Source organism: Microbacterium sp. LWO14-1.2 (genome assembly GCF_038397715.1).
Classification (GTDB): Bacteria; Actinomycetota; Actinomycetes; order Actinomycetales; family Microbacteriaceae; genus Microbacterium.
This window is the reverse complement of sequence record NZ_CP151633.1, coordinates 2,362,685-2,381,038: the sequence shown is the minus strand read 5'-3', so window position 1 is coordinate 2,381,038 and position 18,354 is coordinate 2,362,685. Positions and strand designations below refer to the sequence as shown.

Below are 18,354 nucleotides of genomic sequence, written 5' to 3'. Positions count from 1 at the left end.
CTCCTGATCTGGGCGACCCAGGCGCATACTGACGGCCGCGCGATAGCGTCGATGCATCATGCCTGCGCCCTACGACTCCTGGTTCCCGGATGCCGCATTCGACGGCACCTACGGCTTCGACGAGCACGCACTGCGGCAGGTTGCCCCCGTCGCGCCGCCGACCGGCCTCGCCGAGATGTGGGGCCGCTGGCGAGCGGAGGCGAGGACGGTGGATGCCGCGCCGCGCCCCCTCTCCACCGCGACCGTCGACGGGCGCAGCGTCTCGATCGTCGAGCACGGCGGAGTCGACGGCATCCGCCTGCGATCCTGGGCCGTGGGGCCCGCGTCCGGACCGGCGCGCGTGGGTATCGTGCACTCGCACGGCTACGGCGGCCGGGACGCGATCGACCTCGCCCGGGTGCCGGACGACGCAGCCGCGATCTTCCCCGTGGCGCGAGGCCTGCCGACCCTCAACGCCGGCGTCGGCGCTCCCGAACCCGTGGAGCAGCACGTGCTCGCGGGCCTCGACGACCCCGACCGATACGTCCTCGGCCTGTGCGCGCGCGACCTGTGGCTCGCGGCCGACACGCTTCTCGCCCTCGTCGGCGACCTGCCGCTGTACTACGTCGGGGAGAGCTTCGGCGGCGGCATCGGCGCGCTCGGCGTCCCGTGGGACGACCGCTACGTGGGTGCGACGCTCATCGTGCCGAGCTTCGGGCAGTACGACGAACGCCTGGCCGTGCCGTGCCTGGGCAGCGGCGAGGTCGTCCGCGCGCACGTCGCCGAGCATCCGGGGGCGCGCGAGCAGCTGCGTCCGTTCGATGCGTCGAGCACGCTGGGGTTCGCCGACATCCCGGTGCGGGTCGAGGCCGCGCTGTGGGACCAGTACGTGCCGCCGCCCGGCCAGTTCGGCGTCGCGAATGCCGCGCGAGACCTCGAGCTCGCCGTGCTTCCCGCGGGGCACGCCGAGTGCCCGGGGTGGGATGCCGTCACGGCCGACGCCGTCCGCGGCGGACGCGCCCATCTCGCGAGGGCCCTGCGCGCGGCATCCTGACGGAATCCGCACGCCTGCGCTCTCATCCCCGCGCAGATGAGCGGTGGACACCACTTGTCATTACAGGTACACTCGACCTGTCATTACAGGCTGCGATGCACTGCAGCATCCGCAACGAGGAGCACCGATGCCCGAGTTCCACACCCCTCCGATCTCGCCGATGGCGATCGCCTTCGACGCCGAGAAGCTCACGCTCTCGCCGGAGGGACCGACGCTCACGCGTCGCATGTCCGACCTCGAGGGGCTGTTCCTCGACGCGGACGCCTGGGCGTCGTCCTCGGCGGGCGACAACCCCGTCGTCTACACCGTCGTCAGCTCGCCCGTGCCCGAGATCGACCGCGAGCTCCCGCAGTCGATCACGACGATCATGCCCGGTGACACCTCCGGCGAGCTCTGGATGACGAAGGGGCACCAGCACCCCGACCACCAGGGCGAGATCTACCTCGCCCTGAAGGGACGCGGCGGACTCCTCATGTTCGACGGCGAGCGCACCGAATGGCTCGACATGCTCCCCGGCACGATCGGCTACATCCCGCCCGGCTGGGCGCACCGCTCGGTGAACACGGGCGACGAGCCCTACGCATTCCTCGCGGTCTACCCTGGCGGCGCCGGCCACGACTACGGATGGGTGCTCGAGCACGGCATGGGCTCCCGCGCCTACCGCGCGACCGACGGCGTCGACCTCAGGCCGTACACCGCGCCGGCCGCCGCGCCGGCCGCCGCCCCCGAGACCGCCGAATAGGCTCCGGGCATGATCATCGCTCACGACCTGGGCACCACGGGCGACAAGGCCTCGCTGCACCACGACGACGGACGCCTCGTGACGGCGGTCACCGTCCCGTACCCCGCGCACTTCGCGGTGGGCGGCATCGCCGAGCAGGACCCGGCGGACTGGTGGGGCGCGGTCATCGACGCCACACGACAGCTGATCGCGAAGGCCGACGTCTCCCCCGACGCGGTCGTCGGTCTCGTCGTGAGCGGCCAGATGATGGGCACGGTGCTGCTCGATGCGCACGGCGACCCCGTGCGTCCGGCGATCATCTGGGCAGACACCCGTTCGGGCGCGCAGACCCGCGCGCTCGAAGAGCGCCTCGGCGCCGAAGCCGCCTACCGCGTGCTCGGCCACCGCCTCAACCCGACCTACTCGCTCGAGAAGATCATGTGGGTGCGCGACCACGAGCCCGACATCTGGGCGCGGGTGCGTCACTTCTGCGTCGCGAAGGACTACATCGTCTACCGGCTCACCGGCCGCCTGGCCACCGAGCGCTCCGACGCCTCCGGCACCAACGCCTACGACCAGCTCTCCGGCACGTGGTCGGCCGACGTGCTCGCCGCGGCCGGCCTCGACCCGGCACTGTTCCCCGAGATCCTCGGATCGACGAGCGTGGCGGGTGCGCTCACCGCCGAGGCGGCCGGCGCCCTCGGACTCCCCCGCACCGTCCGCGTCGTGATGGGCGGCGGCGACGGTCCGCTCGCGGCAGTCGGCTCGGGAGTCGTCGCCCCCGAGGACGGCGCGTACGTCTGCCTCGGGACCTCGTCGTGGATCTCGTTCGCGAGCCCCGCCCCGCTGCACGATCCGCTCATGCGCACCATGACCTTCGACAACGTCGTGCCCCGATCGTTCGTGCCGACCGCGACCATGCAGGCCGGCGGGGCATCCGTGCAGTGGATCGCCGAGGCCCTCTCGCCCGACCCCGCTCGCCCCGAGACCGCCCGGCTCACCGCCGACGCCGGCGGCGACCTCGACACCGAGGACCTCTACTTCCTCCCCTACCTGCTCGGCGAGCGGTCGCCGCTCTGGGACCCGTCGGCCCGCGGCGCGTTCGTCGGCATCGGCCGCCACCACACGAGGGCGCACCTCACCCGCGCCGTGCTCGAGGGCGTCGCATTCAACCTCCTCACCTGCATCCACGCGTTCCGGGAGTCGGGCGCAGCGGTCGACCGCATCGACGCGGTCGGAGGCGGCGCGCAGAGCGACGTGTGGCTCGGCATCCTCGCCGACGTCTGGGGCGTCCCGGTCCGCCGCCGCACGATCGTCGAAGAGGCCAACAGCCTGGGCGCCGCCGTGACCGGCGCCGTCGGACTCGGCCTCGCCGACTTCTCGGCCGCCCGCGCGCTGAGCGAGGTCACGGCGGAGTTCGCTCCGGATGCCGGGCGCCACGCCGTCTACGCCCAGCGCCACGCCCGGTTCACCGCCGCGTACGACGCGCTGGCGCCGTGGTTCGCCGTCGCCCCGTCGGCCGGGAGCGTCTGATGGGCGTGATCCTCGCCACCAGCAGGTCGTTCTCGGACGGCGACCTCGACCTCGTCGCGCGCGCCAGGGATGCCGGGCACCAGATCGTGCGCGGACCCGCCCACCACGGACTCACCGAGCTCGGCCCGCTGCTCGCCGCAGCCGACGGCTGGATCGCCGGCACCGGCCCGGTCACCGACGCGCACCTCGACGCGGCACCGAACCTCAAGGTCATCGCGCGGTACGGCGTGGGCACCGAGGCGGTCGACGTCGCGGCGGCCGAGCGACGCGGCATCCCGGTGACGAACACCCCCGGTGCGAACGCGGATGCCGTCGCCGACCACGCCGTGGGGCTCATGCTCGCCGCGCTGCGGTGCATCTCCGACGGCGACCGACGGGTGCGCCGGGGCGACTGGAGCGTCCGCCGCGGACGCGAGCTGGGCGCCGCGACGGTCGGGATCGTCGGCTTCGGTCGCATCGGCCAGGGCGTCGCCCGCCGCCTGACCGGCTTCGGCTGCGCGGTGCTCGCCGCCGACCCGTTCCTCGCGCCCGAGCGTATCGTCGCCCTCGGCACCGTGCCGATCGGGCTCGACGACCTGTTCCGCACGGCCGATGTGATCACCCTGCACGCCCCCGGCGGGCAGACGCTCGTGGATGCGGCGCGGCTCGACGGCATCCGTCCGGGCACCGTGCTGGTGAACACCGCCCGTCCGGATCTCATCGACGAGGATGCCGTGGCCGCGGCGCTCCGCGACGGGCGCCTCGGCGCGTATGCGGCCGACACCCTGTCCGGCGACACGGCCGCGAGCGACAGCCCCCTCCTGGCCGCCGACCTGGCCGAGCGCGTCACCGTCACCCCGCACCTCGGCGCGCAGACCACGCAGGCCGTCGACAACATGGGCTCGATGTCTCTCGACGACGTCCTCGCCGTCCTCGCGGGCTCGACGCCCGCCCACCTCGTCTCCTCCCGACCCTGAAGGGCCCGACCATGACCATCACCGAGAACGCCACCACGACCGGCGGCTACATGGGCTTCGTCGGCGTGAGCACCGGCTCGTCGTCGATCATGCAGGTGTTCCCCCGATGGGCTGAGGTGCTGGGGCTGCCCACCACCGAACTCGTCGGACACGACCTCCCGATGGACGCCGGGCCCGCCCAGTACCGGGCCATGGTCGAGCAGATCCGCGACGACGCCCACCACCGCGGGGCCCTCGTGACGACCCACAAGATGAACGTGTTCGCCGCGGCATCCGACCTGTTCGACGAGCTCGACCCGTTCGCGGTGTCGTGCGCCGAGATCTCGAGCATCTCGAAGCGCGGCGACCGTCTGATCGGCCGCGCGAAGGACCCGATCACGGTCGACCTGGCGCTGAACGACTTCCTGCCCGCCGACCACTTCGCTCGCACGGGGGCCGAGGTCGTCATCCTCGGCGCCGGCGGATCGGGCACCGCGCTCAGCTGGGCGCTCGCCGAGCGGGCCGACGCTCCGGCGAAGGTCACCGTGACCGCGCGCGACGACGACAAGCTCACGCATCTGCGCGATGTGCACCGACAGCACGGCACGCGCGACGGGTTCATCGAGTACGTGCGCACCGACACGGTCGAGCAGGCGGCTGCCCTCGTCGCCGCCGCCCCGGCCGGATCGCTCATCGTGAACGCGACGGGTCTCGGCAAGGACCGCCCCGGTTCACCCCTGCCCGACGACGTCGTCTTCCCCGAGGACGCCTGGGTCTGGGAGTTCAACTACCGCGGGTCGCTGGAGTTCCTGCATCAGGCCCGGGCTCAGGAGGCCGCGCGCGGACTGCACGTGATCGACGGGTGGCGCTACTTCATCCACGGATGGTCGCAGGTGGTCGCCGACGTCTTCGAGCTCGACCTCACCCCCGAGATCGTCGAGCGTCTCGCCGAGGCGGCGGAGTCGGCACGGCGATGATCCGCACCGTCCTCGGCGACGTCGATCCGACCGAGCTCGGGCCGACGAACTATCACGAGCACCTGTTCCAGGTCTCGCCGCTGCTGCCGGGCGACGAGCTCGACGACGAGGAGCGCTCGGGCGCCGAGGCGGCGATGCTGCGCGACAGCGGCTTCGCGGCGATGGTCGACGCCACGCCGTTCGACCTCGGTCGCGACCCCGGCGCGCTCGCACGGATCAGCGCCTTGACCGGACTGCGCATCGTCGCCACGACCGGACGCCACCGCGAGGCCCACTACGCCGCCGACCACCCGACGCGATCGACGGATGCCGAGACGCTCGCCGCGCGGTTCATCCGCGAGATCGGCGACGGGATGCCGCTGGCCGACGGCGACCCCGATGGGGAGCGCGCGAGCGGCCCCGACGGCTCCCCCGTGCGCGCCGGACTGCTCAAGGGCGGCATCGACTACTGGCGCATCAGCGGGTTCGAGCACACGACGCTGCTCGCCCTCGCCGCAGCGCATCGCGCCACGGGCGCCGCGATCATGGTGCACCTGGAGTTCTGCACCGCCGCGCACGAGGTCATCGACCTGCTCGCCGCCGAGGGGGTCTCGGCCGACCGCATCGTGCTGGCGCACGCCGACCGAGACCCCGATCCCGGCCTGCACGCCTCCCTCGCGGAGCGCGGCGCCTACCTCGGGTACGACGGGTTCGCGCGGCCGCGCACACGATCGGATGCCGAGCTGCTCGCCCTGACCGAGGCTGTCGTCGCGGCGGGCGCGGTCGATCGCGTCGTGCTGGGCGGCGACGTCGCCCGCCGCACCCGGTACATCGCGTACGGCGGCATGCCCGGCCTCGCCTACCTCGGGGAGCGGTATCTGCCGAGGGTGCGCGCGGCCGTCGGCGACGACGCCGTCGAGCGGATGCTGCGCGCGAACCCCGCCCGACTCCTCGCCCTCCCGTCCCCCGCGGGTCGTTGAGCGAGCGCCCCTCCCGCGGGTCGTTGAGCGAGCGAAGCGAGACGAAACGCGCCACACCCCGCACGACCCCGCGCTGCCTGACCCCCTGAAGGAGCCCCGCATGACCGAGCCGACCATCCTGCACGCGACTTTCACCGCGCGTCCCGGCGAAGGCGATCGCGTCGCCGCACTCCTCGCCGACTTCGCGGAGCACGTGCGGGCCGAGGAGGGCAACGTCGTGTTCGACGCGACCCGCCTCGTCGACGACCCCGACCGCTTCTTCGTGTACGAGGTGTACCGCGACGAGGCCGCGTTCCAGGCGCACCTCTCCTCCCCCGCCGGCATCCCGTTCAACGCGGCGCTGCAAGACCTCATCGTCGAGCCGTCGTCGCAGCTCACGTTCCTGCGCCGCATCTGACGGCATCCCTCTCCTCCGCGAACCACCCCTCTCCCCCCGAGCCACCCCTCTGCATGCACGACGCAGAGGGGTGGCTCGCGCAAAAGGGGGTGGCTCGCGCGAGGCGCAGCGGCACGGACACACGAAAGGGCCCCTCACCCGCGGGTGAGGGGCCCTTTGTGTCAGAGGATCACTCGTACAGGACGGAGGCGATCTTCTCGTCGTCGAGGTTCGTCTTGTCGTACCAGTACGAACCCGTGTCGTAGAACTTCTCGACCGACTTGCCGTTGGCGGCGTCGTAGGCCGCCTGCACGACCTGCTCGCCGATGCCGATCGGGTCCTGCGTGATCGCGCCGGCCATCGTGCCGTCCTTGATGGCGTTGATCTGCGCGGCGCCGGAGTCGAAGCCGACGATCGTGATCTTGCCCTTCTCGAGGCCGAGCTCGTTCACGGCGTTCACGACGCCGATCGCGGAGCCCTCGTTGGTGCCGTAGATGCCCTTGAGGTCGGGGTGCGCCGCGATGAGGGTCTTCGCGATGTCGGCCGACTTCAGGTGGTCGCCGTCGCCGTACTGGATGTCGACGATCTCGATGTCGGGGTAGTCCGACTCGATCTTCTCGACGAAGCCGTCACGACGCTCGACACCGGTCGAGTTGATCTGCGAGTGGCCGACGATGGCCACCTCGCCCGATCCGCCGATCAGGTCGGCCATGTGCTCGGCGGCCAGCGCGCCGGCGACCTTGCTGTCGGTGGCCGAGAGGCTCAGGCCCACGTCGCCGTCGCAGGGGGCGTCGAAGTAGACGACGGGGATGTCCTTCGACTTGGCCTGCTCGAGCGGGGCGACGCACGCCTCGGGGTCGAGGGCGGCGTAGGCGATGGCATCCGGGTTCTTGTCGATCGCGGCGGTCAGCATCTCGAGCTGCTGCGCGATCTCGGTCTCGGCTGCGGGGCCCTCGAAGGTGATGCGGACGCCGAGTTCTTCGGCCTTCTGCTCCGCGCCCTTCTTGACGGCCTGCCAGAACTGGTGCTGGAAGCCCTTCGAGACCATGGCGATGTACATCTCGCCGTCGCCGCTGCCTCCGCCGCTGCCGCCTTCTTCGATGACGTCACCGCCACCGCCGGCACAGCCGGCGAACACGAGGGCGGATGCGGCCACGAGTGCCGCGAATGCGGTCTTCTTGCCGAATTTCATGAAAACTCCATTGTTCTGTGTGGTGGGTGGTTCTCGGTGAGGGTGGTGCTGTGAGGGTGGGTCAGGTGTGCTGGCGGTTGCGCAGCGAGTCGAGGAACACGGCGAGCAGCACGACGATGCCGACGACGATGTTCTGCCATTCGGTCTGGATCGACATGATGCGCAGTCCGTTGACGAGCACGCTCATGATGAGCGCGCCGATCACGGTGCCGAGGATCGATCCGCGACCGCCGAGCAGCGAGGTTCCGCCGATGATGACGGCTGCGATGGCCTGCAGCTCGTAGCCGGTGCCGATCTGCGGCTGGGCCGAGTCGAGGCGCGAGGCGATGACGATGCCCGCGATGCCTGTGAAGGCGCCGGCGAACATGTAGATGAAGATCGTCCAGCGACGCGTGTTCACACCCGAGAGGCGGGTGGCCTCCTCGTTCGAGCCGATCGCGAAGGTGTAGCGGCCGAGCAGCGTCTTCGACAGCACGAGCCACGCGACGATCGCGAGGGCGGCGGTGATGAGCACGGCGTTCGGGATGCCGGGGATGATCACGCCGAGCGCGATCTTCTTGAAGTCGGGAGCCGAGGTCGAGAAGTAGATCGGTGCGACGTTCGAGATGACGAGTGCGAGACCGCCGGCGATCATCATCATCGCCAGGGTGGCGATGAACGGGGGCAGCCGCAGGAACGTGATGTTGACGCCGTTCACGAGGCCCATGAGCACACCGGTGAGCACGCCGCCGATGACGCCGATCCACACGGGGAGTCCCATGTTGGTGACGATCACGCCGGTCATCACGGCGCACAGCGCCATGCCGGTTCCGATCGACAGGTCGATGCCGCCGGTGATGATGACGAACGTGGTGCCGAGGGCGAGGATGCCGATGACGGCCGTCGACAGCAGCACGGTCGCGATGTTGCTGAACGTGAAGAAGTTCGGGCTGGCGATCGAGAAGAAGATCACGAGCACGATGAGCGTGCCGAACGCGAGCGACTGCTGGACCTGGCGCTTGAGGAACCCGACGACGTCGCGCTTGTCGGTGTTCTCGTCGAGTGCCGTCTGGATGATCGTCGTCGTGGACGATCCGTTCTGCGGAGCGCTCATCAGTCTTCCTCTCCGTGGGCTGCGAGTTGCATGATCTTCTCCTGGCTGGCGTCTTCGTTGCGGAGGGTCCCGGTGATGCGACCGTTCGCGAAGACCGCGATGCGGTTCGCGACGCGGAGGATCTCCGGCAGCTCCGACGAGATGACGATGATGGACTTGCCCGCGTCAGCGAGCTGCTGCATGAGGCGGTAGATCTCTTCCTTCGCGCCGACGTCGATGCCTCGGGTCGGCTCGTCGAAGATGAGGATGTCGCAGTCGCGCATCAACCACCGGGCGATGACGACCTTCTGCTGGTTGCCTCCGGAGAGGAGTTTGACGACCTGGTTGACGGACGGCGTCTTCACCCGCAGCTGCTGGACGTAGTCCTTGGTGCGGTTCTTGGCCTTGCCGTCGCCCATCCAGCCGATCGCGTTGGCGTACGAGCCGAGCGAGGCGAGCACCGTGTTGAACGTCACGTCCTGCTCGAGCATGAGGCCGAGCAGCTTGCGGTCCTCGGAGAGGTAGCCGACGCCGTGCCGCACGGCATCCGACGGCTGCGAGATGCGCGCTGTGCGTCCGCCGATCGTGATGGTTCCGCCGTCGCGGTGGTCGGCGCCGATGACCGCCCGTGCGGTCTCGGTGCGTCCTGCGCCCATGAGTCCGGCGAAGCCGAGGATCTCGCCCCGGTGCAGCTGGAACGAGATGTCCTTGAGCAGGCTCTTGGTGGAGAGGCCCTGCACGTCGAGCACCACGGGGTCGCCCGCGTGCTCGCGGGCCTGGGGGCGGGTTCCCTCGTCGATCGCGCGGCCGACCATCATCTCGATGATCTGCGGGATGCTCACCTCGGATTTCTCCAGTGATCCGATGTATGCGCCGTCGCGGAGCACGGTGACCCGGTCGGCGAGGCGGCGCAGCTCGTCCATGCGGTGCGAGATGTAGACGATGCCGGTGCCGGCGGCCTTGAGCTGCTCGATGAGCACGAACAGCGTCTCGACCTCGGAGTCGGTGAGGGCCGAGGTCGGCTCGTCCATGATGAGCACCTTGGCGTTGAACGAGAGCGCCTTGGCGATCTCGACCATCTGCTGCTCGGCCACCGTGAGCTCGCCGACCTTCTGCCGCGGGTCGAGGCGGATGTCGAGGCGCTTCAGCAGTTCGGCGGTCTGCGAGTTGAGTCGACGCTCCGAGAGGAACGGGCCGATCTTCGGCTCCCTGCCCACGAAGATGTTCTGCGCGACGGTCAGATCGGGCATCAGGTTGAGCTCCTGATGGATGATCGTGACGCCGAGCTGCTGGGCCTGCAACGGGCTGGTCAGCTCGACCTCCTGCCCCTCGAACGTGATCGTGCCCTCGTCCTTGGTGTAGATCCCGGAGAGGATCTTCATGAGCGTCGACTTGCCGGCGCCGTTCTCGCCGACGAGGACGAGGACCTCGCCCTGGCGCACCTCGAGGTGTACGTCCTTGAGCGCCTGCACGCCGGGGAATCCCTTGCTGATCCCCTCGACTCTGAGGATGGGCTCACCCATGTGCTCACCTGCTTCCTTGAAGGTCGTGTATCGGATGCTTTCCGGTCGGGCCCGGAAACATCGGATCAATTCTGCGTCCTGAGGTGTCCCCACCGCAAGATGTATCTAAATGTATCTAGTCCGCGCCCGAAACGGAACAGCCTGTAATAACAAGTCGGAAACGTCTGGTCCGTGCTGACGCGCCCAGTCTAGGTGAAATCGATTTCAGATCCAGGATCCACCGATATGAAGCGTCAGTGCAGACGGATCGAGTCGACGGCGACGAGCTTGTCGCGGATGAACGCGTTCGCGTGCGCCCCGAGCTCGTCGTTGTCGGTCCAGAGGTTGCGCCAGATCCCCAGCATCCGGCTCAGGTCGGGGGCGACGACCGCCGACGAGAACGACTCGAACACGATCGGCCCGTCGTAGCCGATCCGTCCGAGCGCCTTGAAGAAGGTGTCGAAGTCGACCGTGCCGGTCCCGAGGTAGCCGCGGTGGCTCTCGCCGATGTGCACGTACCGCAGAGCGGGAGCGGCGTCCAGCACCGGCGCGAACATATCCGACTCCTCGATGTTCATGTGGTACGTGTCGAGGTGGATGCCGAGGTTCGGCCGGTCGACCTCGGCGAGGTAGCCGAGCGCCTGTCGGGCCGTGTTCAGCACGTTCGTCTCATAGCGGTTCACGACCTCGAGCGACACCGCGATGCCGCGCTCCGCCGCGTGGTCCGCGACGCGGGCGATCGTGCGTCGGCTGCTCTCGAGCCCCTCTGCGGTGACGGGCTCCATGTACTTCTTCATGGCGCTGTAGACGACGCCGCAGAAGTTCTCGCCGCCGAGGTCGGCGACCACGTCGACCGCACGGAGCAGCAGCTCCTCCCCCGCCTTCACGACGGCGGGATCGGCGCTGGTGATGTCGGTCGCCTCCGACAGCCCCAGTGAGGCGCTGACCGCGAGCTCGTGCTCAGCGAGAGCGCTCTTCGCGGCGTCGACGTCGAAGGCGAACGGGTCCATGAGGGGGAACTCGATGAGGTCGAAACCGGCCTGCTTCGTCTTCTCGACCGACAGGCGGATGCCCTCGGCGTCGAAGCGTCCCGTCCAGACCAGCCCATGGCATCCGATGTTCATGCGACCCCTCGGAGGCGGGTGTGCGGCACCGTCGCCTCGACCGATTTGGCACGTGCCAACTCGATCCGGAGGCCAACGCTACGTTCGGTCGACGAGCGTGTCAAGAACTTTCTTGGCACGTGCCAATCGCGGCAGTAGGCTGGTCCGGCCGCCGTCGGATGCCGTGCGCCGGCGCATCCGAGGAGGAACCCCAATGCCCGCCAGCGTCAAAGACGTCGCAGCCCTCGCCGGCGTCTCCTCGTCGACGGTCTCGAACTACCTGAACCACCCGCACGTGCTGGGGGCGCAGAGCGCGGAGAGGGTGCGCGCCGCGATCGAGCAGCTCGGGTACGTGCCCAACGAGTCGGCCCGCCAGTTGCGCGCCGGGGCGAGCCGCACCCTGGCGCTGATCCTGCTCGACGCGTGGATCCCGTACTTCCAGGAGCTCTCGCGCGGCGTCGAGGATGTCGCGAGAGAGGGCGGCTGGTCGCTGTTCTTCAGCAACAGCAGCCGCGACGGCGAGCTCGAACGCCGCAACATCGAGATGTTCGAGGCGCACCGCGTGCAGGGCATCGTGATCTACCCGCTCGGCGACGTCGTGCCCCGCTTGGAGCAGCTCGCGGAGCGCGGCATCCGCTCGGTCGTCGTCGGACCGATCCGCGAGTCGGCGACCGTGGGATCCGTGCTCTTCGACGACCGGGGCGGAGGCCGCCTCGCGGGCGAGCATCTGCTGAGCATCGGGCGACGACGCCTGCTGTTCGTCGGCGCGCCGACCGTGAGCCAGTCGAACGATCGGCTGCGGGGACTCCGCGACGCGGTCGAGGGCAGCGACGCCTCGGTCGAGGTCGTCGACGTGGTGCACCTCGCCACCGAGGACGGCCTGGAGGTCGGCGCGCGCCTCGCCGCCCTGCCGGCGATCGAACGACCGGATGCCGTGTTCGCCGCCAACGACATGGTCGCGATCGGCGTGATGACGCAGCTGCTGCGCCACGGCATCCGCGTGCCGGACGACATCGCGCTCGTCGGCTTCGACGACGTCATCCAGGCCCACCAGACCGTCGTGCCGCTCACCAGCGTGCGGCAGCCGGGGTACGAGATCGGCCGCGCCGCGGGGGCCGCGCTGCTGCAGCAGCTCGCCGACCCCACCGCTGACCTGCCCGAGCCGACACCGTTCGCCGCGGAGCTCGTCGTGCGGGAGTCGACCGCCTGACGCCGTCAGTGTCGCGGCGCGGTCGTCGTCCCGATGCGAAGGCTGACGGGGGGCGCCGCAGCGGGGGCAGCCACGGGCTCGGGAGCGGCGATGAAGCGCGCGGCGAGGGTCCCGAGTTCCACCAGGGGCAGGGTCATGGTCGTGAGATCGAAGACCTCGCCACCGGCCGTGCCGCCGATCCCGGCGACGGAGACGTCGTCCGGCGCGCGCAGCCCGGCCCGCCAGAGCCCCGCGAGCGCGCCGATCGCGACTTCGTCGTTGCTGCAGATGACCGCATCCGGCATCCGGTCTGACGCGATCAGCGCCTCGATCGACTGACTGCCCGCCGCCTGGCTCATGCCGGTGGGGTCGGCGACCCGTGGCGCGAGGCCCGCGTCGAACATCGTCTTCCGATAGCCGATGAGTCTCTGCTCCGAGGCCGTGAGCCCCGGGATGCCGCCGATGAAGGCGATGTCGCGGTGCCCCAGCCCGAGCAGGTACGAGGTGAGCTCCGCCGCGGCCGCCGCGTTGTCGACGACGATGCTGGTGGCGGCGAATCCGCGGGGCGCGAGTGCCACGACGCTGGTGCCCTGCTGCACGGCGGCATTCACCTCCTTCGCGAGCTGTCCGGTACCCGGGGAGCCCTCGATGTCGCTTCCGCAGAACACGATGCCCGATGCCTGATGCTCGCGCAGCGCGCGGAACCGTGCCAACTCCTGCAGCGGGTCGCGGTTGGCGTTCGCGAGCACCGTCACGTACCCCCGACTCGTCGCCTCAACCTCGATGCCGCGGGTCATCTCCGCGAAGTACGGGTCGAGGATGTCACTCGCGATCACGCCGATGATGCGGCTGCGCTTCTGCTGCAGGGCGCGAGCCGTGGCGCTCGCGGTGTACCCCAGGGTCGCGGCGGCGGCGCGGACGGCCTGTTGCACGGCTTCGGAGACCGGATGGTTGCTCGCGGACCCGTTCAGCACCCGGGAGGCCGTGGCCACCGAGACGGATGCGAGCTCCGCGACATCGCGCAGCGTCGCCATCGCCACCCCTCTCATCGATCACCCCACACTACCGTCGAGGCCGCCGCGTGCTGTTTGACAACGGCGCAGGGACCGTCCTAGCATGTGGCAAACGTTATCCATAAGCATATCAACGTGCTTGTTCGTAACGGCAAACGTTTACCTAACCGACCGCCTCGAAGGAGAAGCACGTGTCCGTTCAAGAGAAGCCTTTCGACCTCGTCGTGATCGGAGCCGGCGCCTCCGGTCTCGCGACCGCCAACCGGGCCGCTGACCTCGGTGCGCGAGTACTGCTCCTCGAGAAGGGCTCGGCCATCGGCGGCTCGGCCGCACTGTCGGCGGGCATCCTGTGGACGGCGCCGAGCATCGAGGTGCTCGACCGCATCCAGCCGGATGCCGACCCCGTGCTCGGGCCGCTCGTGGTGCAGGGGTATGAGCAGGCGGTCGCCGATGTGCGCGCCGCAGGGGTCGCCGTCAGCGACGAATGGCTCGACCACCTCGAGTGGGGCAGAGCGTGCAAGATCGACATCCCGGGCCTGTTCGCCGCGTGGTCGGCGAAGGTCGTCGACGGCGGAGGCGAGGTGGTGACGGATGTCCGCGACGTCGAACTGGAACGCGACGACCGCCGGGTCACGGGAGTGACGTACTCCCACGGAGGGGCGAGGCAGCGGGCGACCGCCCGGGCCGTCGTACTCGCGACGGGCGGCTTCCAGGGCGACCCTCAGCTCACTCAGCAGTTCATCGGCAACGGCGCCGACGACATCGCGGTGCGCAGCAACCCGAACTCGGTCGGCGACGGCTTCCGTCTCGCCGTCTCCGCGGGGGCGGGGGCGAGCCGGCACCTCTCCGGGTTCTACGGGCACACCCTGCCGAGCCCCCTCGCCGTGTCTCCCCAGGTGTTCCTGCGCCTCACCCTCTACTTCTCGGCGTACGGAGTGATCGTCAACCGGCTCGGCCGTCGGTTCACCGACGAGTCGCTCGGCGACGAGGTCTCCAACCAGTTCCTCGTCCGGCAGCCGGGGCGGCGCGGCGTGCTCATCTGGGACGACGAGGTGCAGCAGAACCGCGCACTGGCGGTGCCCTATCCGAGCGGCATGGCGCTCGACCGGCACGCCGAGGCGACGGCGGCGGGCGCCCGCACGGCCGAGACCGAGACCCTCGAGGAGCTCGTCGAGGTCGTCGCCGGATGGGGCGTCGACCGCGCAGGGCTCGCCGACACGCTCGACGGCTACCGCCGCGCCGCCTCGGGCGAAGGCGTGGCTCTGGACGCCCCGCTTCCCGAGCGGCCCAGTCCTCTCCGCACCGGCCCCTTCCGCGCGGTCGAGATCCAACCCTGCATCACGATCCCGTTCGGCGGGATCCGGGTCGACGGCGACAGCCGCGCGCTCGACAGGGACGGCCAGCCGATCGACGGGCTCTTCGCCGTCGGAGCGGATGCCGGGGGCGCCCAGGATCTGCGCTACATCGGCGGCATCGTGTTCGGGTTCGTCTTCGGCCGACGGGCCGCGGACGCGGCCCTGGCCGGCGTCACGGCGGGAGCGCGCTCGTGAGCGCCACCCTCCGCATCGGCATCGTCGGCTGCGGCAACATCTCCGACAACCACTTCCAGGCGTACGCGGCGCTCCCGGACGTCGAGGTCGTGGCGGTCTGCGACATCGACCCCGAACGCGCGCGCGTCTTCGCCGATGCGCGGGAGATCCCGCACGCCGTCTCGTCGGTCGCCGAGCTGGCCGCACTCGGCGTCGATGCGCTGAGCGTCTGCACACCGCATCCGACCCACGAGGCCGTCGTGCGCGAGGCGGCGGCCGGCGGCATCCACATCCTCTGTGAGAAGCCGATCGCCGCCGACTCCGCTGCCGCCGCCCGCATGGTCGAGGCCGCGCATGCGAACGACGTCACACTCGGCATCGTCTTCCAGAAGCGGTTCTGGGACGGGGCGAGGAACATCCGCGCGGCGATCGACGAGGGCCGCCTCGGCATCCCGATGCTCGGGCACTGCCGCGTGCTGCTGCACCGCGGTCGTGACTACTACGACGCTGCGGCGTGGCGGGGCACGTGGGCCGCAGACGGCGGCGGCGTGCTGATGACGCAGGCGATCCACTACATCGACCTGCTGCAGTGGTTCATGGGCGAGCCGGTCGAGGTGAGCGCAAAAGCGGGCACCTTCGTCTACGGCGACGCGATCGAGGTGGAGGACACCGCTGCGGCCCTCATCACGTTCGCCTCCGGTGCGATCGCCACCCTGTCGGCGACGGTGGCGGCCAGTCCGAACCTCGGCACAGCCATCACCATCACGGGAACCACGGGCGCGACCGTCTCGCTCACCGAGTATCCGGAGGGGACGGATGCCGTGAACGACCTGTGGGCGGTGCCGGGCGAGGAGCGCGCCGGCTCGGTGTTCGAGCACGGCCTCTCGGGCGACATCCCCGTCGAGGAGGTCAACGCACGTCTGATGCCCATGCACCGCCAGCAGGTGGCCGACTTCGTGAGGGCCGTGCGCACCGGCGGCTCCCCGGCCGTGACCGGGGAGGAGGCGCTCGCCTCGCTCCGGATCGTCGAGGCCGTGTACGAGTCCGCGCGCACCGGGCGTCCGGTGCGCCTCGCGGAGCCGTCGACTTCACGCGCGCTCGCCCACCTGCCCGCCACCGTCACCGTCTGAGCGATCAGAGCAGATCAGAGAAGAGGAGCCATCCGATGGAACTCAGCCTCAACCAGGCGACAACCCGTCCCTATGGTCTCGCCGAGACCGCCGCCGCCGCCGAGCGCGCCGGCATCCGTCACCTGGGTCTCTGGGTCGAGCCGGTCGAGCAGACCGGCCTCGCCGAGACCCGCCGCATCCTGTCGGATCACGGTCTCGGCGTCAGCTCCGTGTGCCGCGTCGGCTTCGTCGCCGACAAGGACGGCGCCGAGCTGCGTGGCGCGCTCGACGGCGTGAAGCGCGGACTCGAGCTCTCGCACGAGGTCGGCGCGCCGATGCTCACGTTCATCGCGGGCGGCCTGCCGTCCGGCGATCGCGACATCGCACGCGGCGAGCAGCGGGTGCGCGATGCGCTCGAGACCCTGGTCCCGTTCGCGGAGGACGCCGGCGTCCGCCTCGCGCTCGAGCCGCTGCATCCGCTGTTCGTGACGAGCCGCAGCGTCGTCACGTCGATCGCCCAGGCCCTCGACATGATCCGCGATCTGCCGGCCACGGCGACCGGGATCCTCGTCGACGCGTACGCGACGTTCTGGGATCCCCGGTTCGCCGAGAGCGCCGCCGCGGCGGGCGAGCGGATCGCCGGCTATCAGATCAGCGACTTCGCTCTCCCCCTCCCCGAGCCCGAGAACATGAACGGCCGGCTGTTCCCCGGCGACGGCGAGATCGACTTCGCTCCGCTCAACGCGGCCGTGCGGGACGCCGGGTTCTCCGGTCCCACCGAGGTCGAGATCTTCAACGACGACATCTGGGCGCTCGATCTGGACACGATCGTCGATCGCACCGTCCGCGGCTTCGCGCAGGCGACCCGCTCGGCCGAGGCGGTGACCCGATGAGCTCGACCGTCGTCCGGCTGCCCTCCGCCGACGGGCTGCGAGCCGTCGAGCTCAATCCTCCCGCGCCGCTGCGCACCTCGAGCACTCCGTCGACCTCGCGGACCGCGTACGCGGCGGGTCACGTCGTCGCCGATCCGCTGCGCGCTGCGGCCGGAGGCGCGACCGTCGTGGACTGGGACGCGACGATGGCCCTGCGGCACTCCCTCTGGGATCTGGGACTCGGCATCGCGGAGAGCATGGACACCGCGCAGCGCGGGATGGGCCTCGACGCTGCGACCGCACTCGACCTGGCACGACGCACCCTGCGCGAGGCCGCCGGACGACGCGGGTCGGTCGTCGTCGGCATCGCGACGGACCAGCTCGACGACGGCCCTCATACGCTGTCCGAGATCGCGGACGCGTACATCGCGCAGCTCGAGGACATCGAGGCCGCCGGCGGGTCGGTCGTGATGATGGCGAGCAGGCACCTCGCCCGCGCCGCGCGCAGCGCCGACGACTACCTCGCGGTGTACGACCGCGTGCTGACCGCGGCCGGTCGCCCCGTCGTCCTGCACTGGCTCGGCGAGATGTTCGACCCCGCACTCGCCGGGTACTGGGGCACGAACGACGTCGCCACGGCATCCGACACCGTGCTCGCCCTCATCGAGGCGCACGCGTCGAAGGTCGCGGGGATCAAGCTGTCGCTGCTCGACCGCGACCACGAGATCTCGTTCCGACGCCGCCTGCCGTCGGGCGTGCGACTGTTCACGGGAGACGACTTCAACTACTCGGAGCTCATCGCCGGCGACGACCACGGCCACAGCGACGCCCTCCTCGGCGCCTTCGCCGCCGTACCGCGGTTCGCGTCCGCGGCGCTCGCCCGACTCGACGACGGCGACGAGCGGGGATTCCGCTCGATCCTGGATCCGACGGTGCCGCTGAGCCGCCTCGTCTTCGAGGCACCCACCCGCTACTACAAGGTCGGTGTCGTGTGGCTGAGCTATCTCGACGGCGCGCAGAGCCACTTCCGCATGGTCGCGGGTCTCGAATCCGGCCGGAGTATCCTGCACCTCGCGGAGCTGTTCGCCGCAGCGAACGGGATCGGCCTCTTCGCCGATCCCGACGCGGCGGCCGCGCGGGCGTCCGCATACTTCCGCGCGCAGGGGATCTGATCCGACCGGCGAACACGACCGCGCTAGCAAGCGCTTTCGGGCAACGATGCAGAAAGCAAGGAGAGAG

17 protein-coding genes are annotated in these 18,354 nt (G+C 70.3%); 12 read left to right on the top strand and 5 right to left on the bottom strand.

Annotated elements, in window-relative coordinates:
• Positions 1–58 precede the first annotated feature (58 nt).
• From MRBLWO14_RS11405 to MRBLWO14_RS11375, 7 genes are all read left to right on the top strand, one after another.
• Positions 59–1,033, top strand: coding sequence for an acetylesterase (locus MRBLWO14_RS11405; protein ID WP_341933277.1), 975 nt, complete (start codon positions 59–61; stop codon positions 1,031–1,033).
• Positions 1,034–1,160: 127 nt separating this feature from the next.
• On the top strand, positions 1,161–1,775 hold the full coding sequence (locus MRBLWO14_RS11400) for a glucose-6-phosphate isomerase family protein (RefSeq protein ID WP_341933276.1): 615 nt from the start codon (positions 1,161–1,163) through the stop codon (positions 1,773–1,775).
• 9 nt (positions 1,776–1,784) lie between these two features.
• Positions 1,785–3,287, top strand: coding sequence for a xylulokinase (gene xylB, locus MRBLWO14_RS11395; RefSeq protein WP_341933275.1), 1,503 nt, complete (start codon positions 1,785–1,787; stop codon positions 3,285–3,287).
• Entirely contained in the window at positions 3,287–4,243 is a 957-nt protein-coding gene (locus MRBLWO14_RS11390) for a phosphoglycerate dehydrogenase (protein ID WP_341933274.1), read from the top strand. The genes xylB and MRBLWO14_RS11390 overlap by 1 nt, the downstream gene beginning before the upstream one ends.
• A gap of 11 nt (positions 4,244–4,254) precedes the next feature.
• The gene (locus MRBLWO14_RS11385) at positions 4,255–5,199 is read left to right on the top strand and encodes a shikimate dehydrogenase (RefSeq protein ID WP_341933273.1); all 945 of its coding nucleotides are present in this window, start codon (positions 4,255–4,257) and stop codon (positions 5,197–5,199) included.
• Positions 5,196–6,158 (top strand): aryldialkylphosphatase, encoded by a 963-nt coding sequence (locus tag MRBLWO14_RS11380; RefSeq protein ID WP_341933272.1) that lies wholly within the window; start codon positions 5,196–5,198, stop codon positions 6,156–6,158. The genes MRBLWO14_RS11385 and MRBLWO14_RS11380 overlap by 4 nt, the downstream gene beginning before the upstream one ends.
• A gap of 100 nt (positions 6,159–6,258) precedes the next feature.
• On the top strand, positions 6,259–6,555 hold the full coding sequence (locus MRBLWO14_RS11375; protein WP_341933271.1) for a putative quinol monooxygenase: 297 nt from the start codon (positions 6,259–6,261) through the stop codon (positions 6,553–6,555).
• 169 nt (positions 6,556–6,724) lie between these two features.
• Here MRBLWO14_RS11375 and MRBLWO14_RS11370 read toward each other — a convergent pair whose 3' ends face one another.
• The 4 genes from MRBLWO14_RS11370 to MRBLWO14_RS11355 all read right to left on the bottom strand — a co-directional run bounded on the left by MRBLWO14_RS11370 (position 6,725) and on the right by MRBLWO14_RS11355 (position 11,424).
• Complete coding sequence (locus MRBLWO14_RS11370) at positions 6,725–7,726, bottom strand: ABC transporter substrate-binding protein (RefSeq protein ID WP_341933270.1); 1,002 nt, start codon at positions 7,724–7,726, stop codon at positions 6,725–6,727.
• A 61-nt stretch (positions 7,727–7,787) separates the two neighbouring features.
• Entirely contained in the window at positions 7,788–8,819 is a 1,032-nt protein-coding gene (locus MRBLWO14_RS11365; RefSeq protein WP_341933269.1) for an ABC transporter permease, read from the bottom strand.
• A complete protein-coding gene (locus MRBLWO14_RS11360; protein WP_341933268.1) occupies positions 8,819–10,321 on the bottom strand; it encodes a sugar ABC transporter ATP-binding protein in 1,503 nt (500 codons plus the stop codon). The genes MRBLWO14_RS11365 and MRBLWO14_RS11360 overlap by 1 nt, the downstream gene beginning before the upstream one ends.
• 233 nt (positions 10,322–10,554) lie before the next feature.
• Positions 10,555–11,424, bottom strand: coding sequence for a sugar phosphate isomerase/epimerase family protein (locus MRBLWO14_RS11355; RefSeq protein WP_341933267.1), 870 nt, complete (start codon positions 11,422–11,424; stop codon positions 10,555–10,557).
• A 193-nt stretch (positions 11,425–11,617) separates the two neighbouring features.
• On the opposite strand from MRBLWO14_RS11355, the gene MRBLWO14_RS11350 reads away from it, so the two are divergent.
• Positions 11,618–12,613: a LacI family DNA-binding transcriptional regulator gene (locus MRBLWO14_RS11350; RefSeq protein WP_341933266.1), complete on the top strand. Its 996-nt coding sequence runs from the start codon at positions 11,618–11,620 to the stop codon at positions 12,611–12,613.
• Positions 12,614–12,618: 5 nt separating this feature from the next.
• On the opposite strand, the gene MRBLWO14_RS11345 is transcribed toward MRBLWO14_RS11350, so the two are convergent.
• Complete coding sequence (locus tag MRBLWO14_RS11345) at positions 12,619–13,626, bottom strand: LacI family DNA-binding transcriptional regulator (protein ID WP_341933265.1); 1,008 nt, start codon at positions 13,624–13,626, stop codon at positions 12,619–12,621.
• Between the two features lie 170 nt (positions 13,627–13,796).
• Here MRBLWO14_RS11345 and MRBLWO14_RS11340 point away from each other — a divergent pair, with 170 nt between their 5' ends.
• The 4 genes from MRBLWO14_RS11340 to MRBLWO14_RS11325 are packed head-to-tail and all read left to right on the top strand — an operon-like array spanning position 13,797 to position 18,287.
• A complete protein-coding gene (locus tag MRBLWO14_RS11340; protein ID WP_341933264.1) occupies positions 13,797–15,155 on the top strand; it encodes an FAD-dependent oxidoreductase in 1,359 nt (452 codons plus the stop codon).
• Positions 15,152–16,264, top strand: a complete 1,113-nt coding sequence (locus tag MRBLWO14_RS11335; RefSeq protein WP_341933263.1) for a Gfo/Idh/MocA family oxidoreductase — start codon at positions 15,152–15,154, stop codon at positions 16,262–16,264. Before MRBLWO14_RS11340 ends, MRBLWO14_RS11335 begins: the two co-directional genes overlap by 4 nt.
• A 35-nt stretch (positions 16,265–16,299) precedes the next feature.
• Positions 16,300–17,136 carry a sugar phosphate isomerase/epimerase family protein gene (locus MRBLWO14_RS11330; protein WP_341933262.1) on the top strand — a complete coding sequence of 279 codons (837 nt, stop codon included), beginning with the start codon at positions 16,300–16,302 and terminating at the stop codon, positions 17,134–17,136.
• Positions 17,133–18,287 (top strand): dihydrodipicolinate synthase family protein, encoded by a 1,155-nt coding sequence (locus MRBLWO14_RS11325; protein WP_341933261.1) that lies wholly within the window; start codon positions 17,133–17,135, stop codon positions 18,285–18,287. The genes MRBLWO14_RS11330 and MRBLWO14_RS11325 overlap by 4 nt, the downstream gene beginning before the upstream one ends.
• The last annotated feature ends 67 nt before the right edge of the window (positions 18,288–18,354 follow it).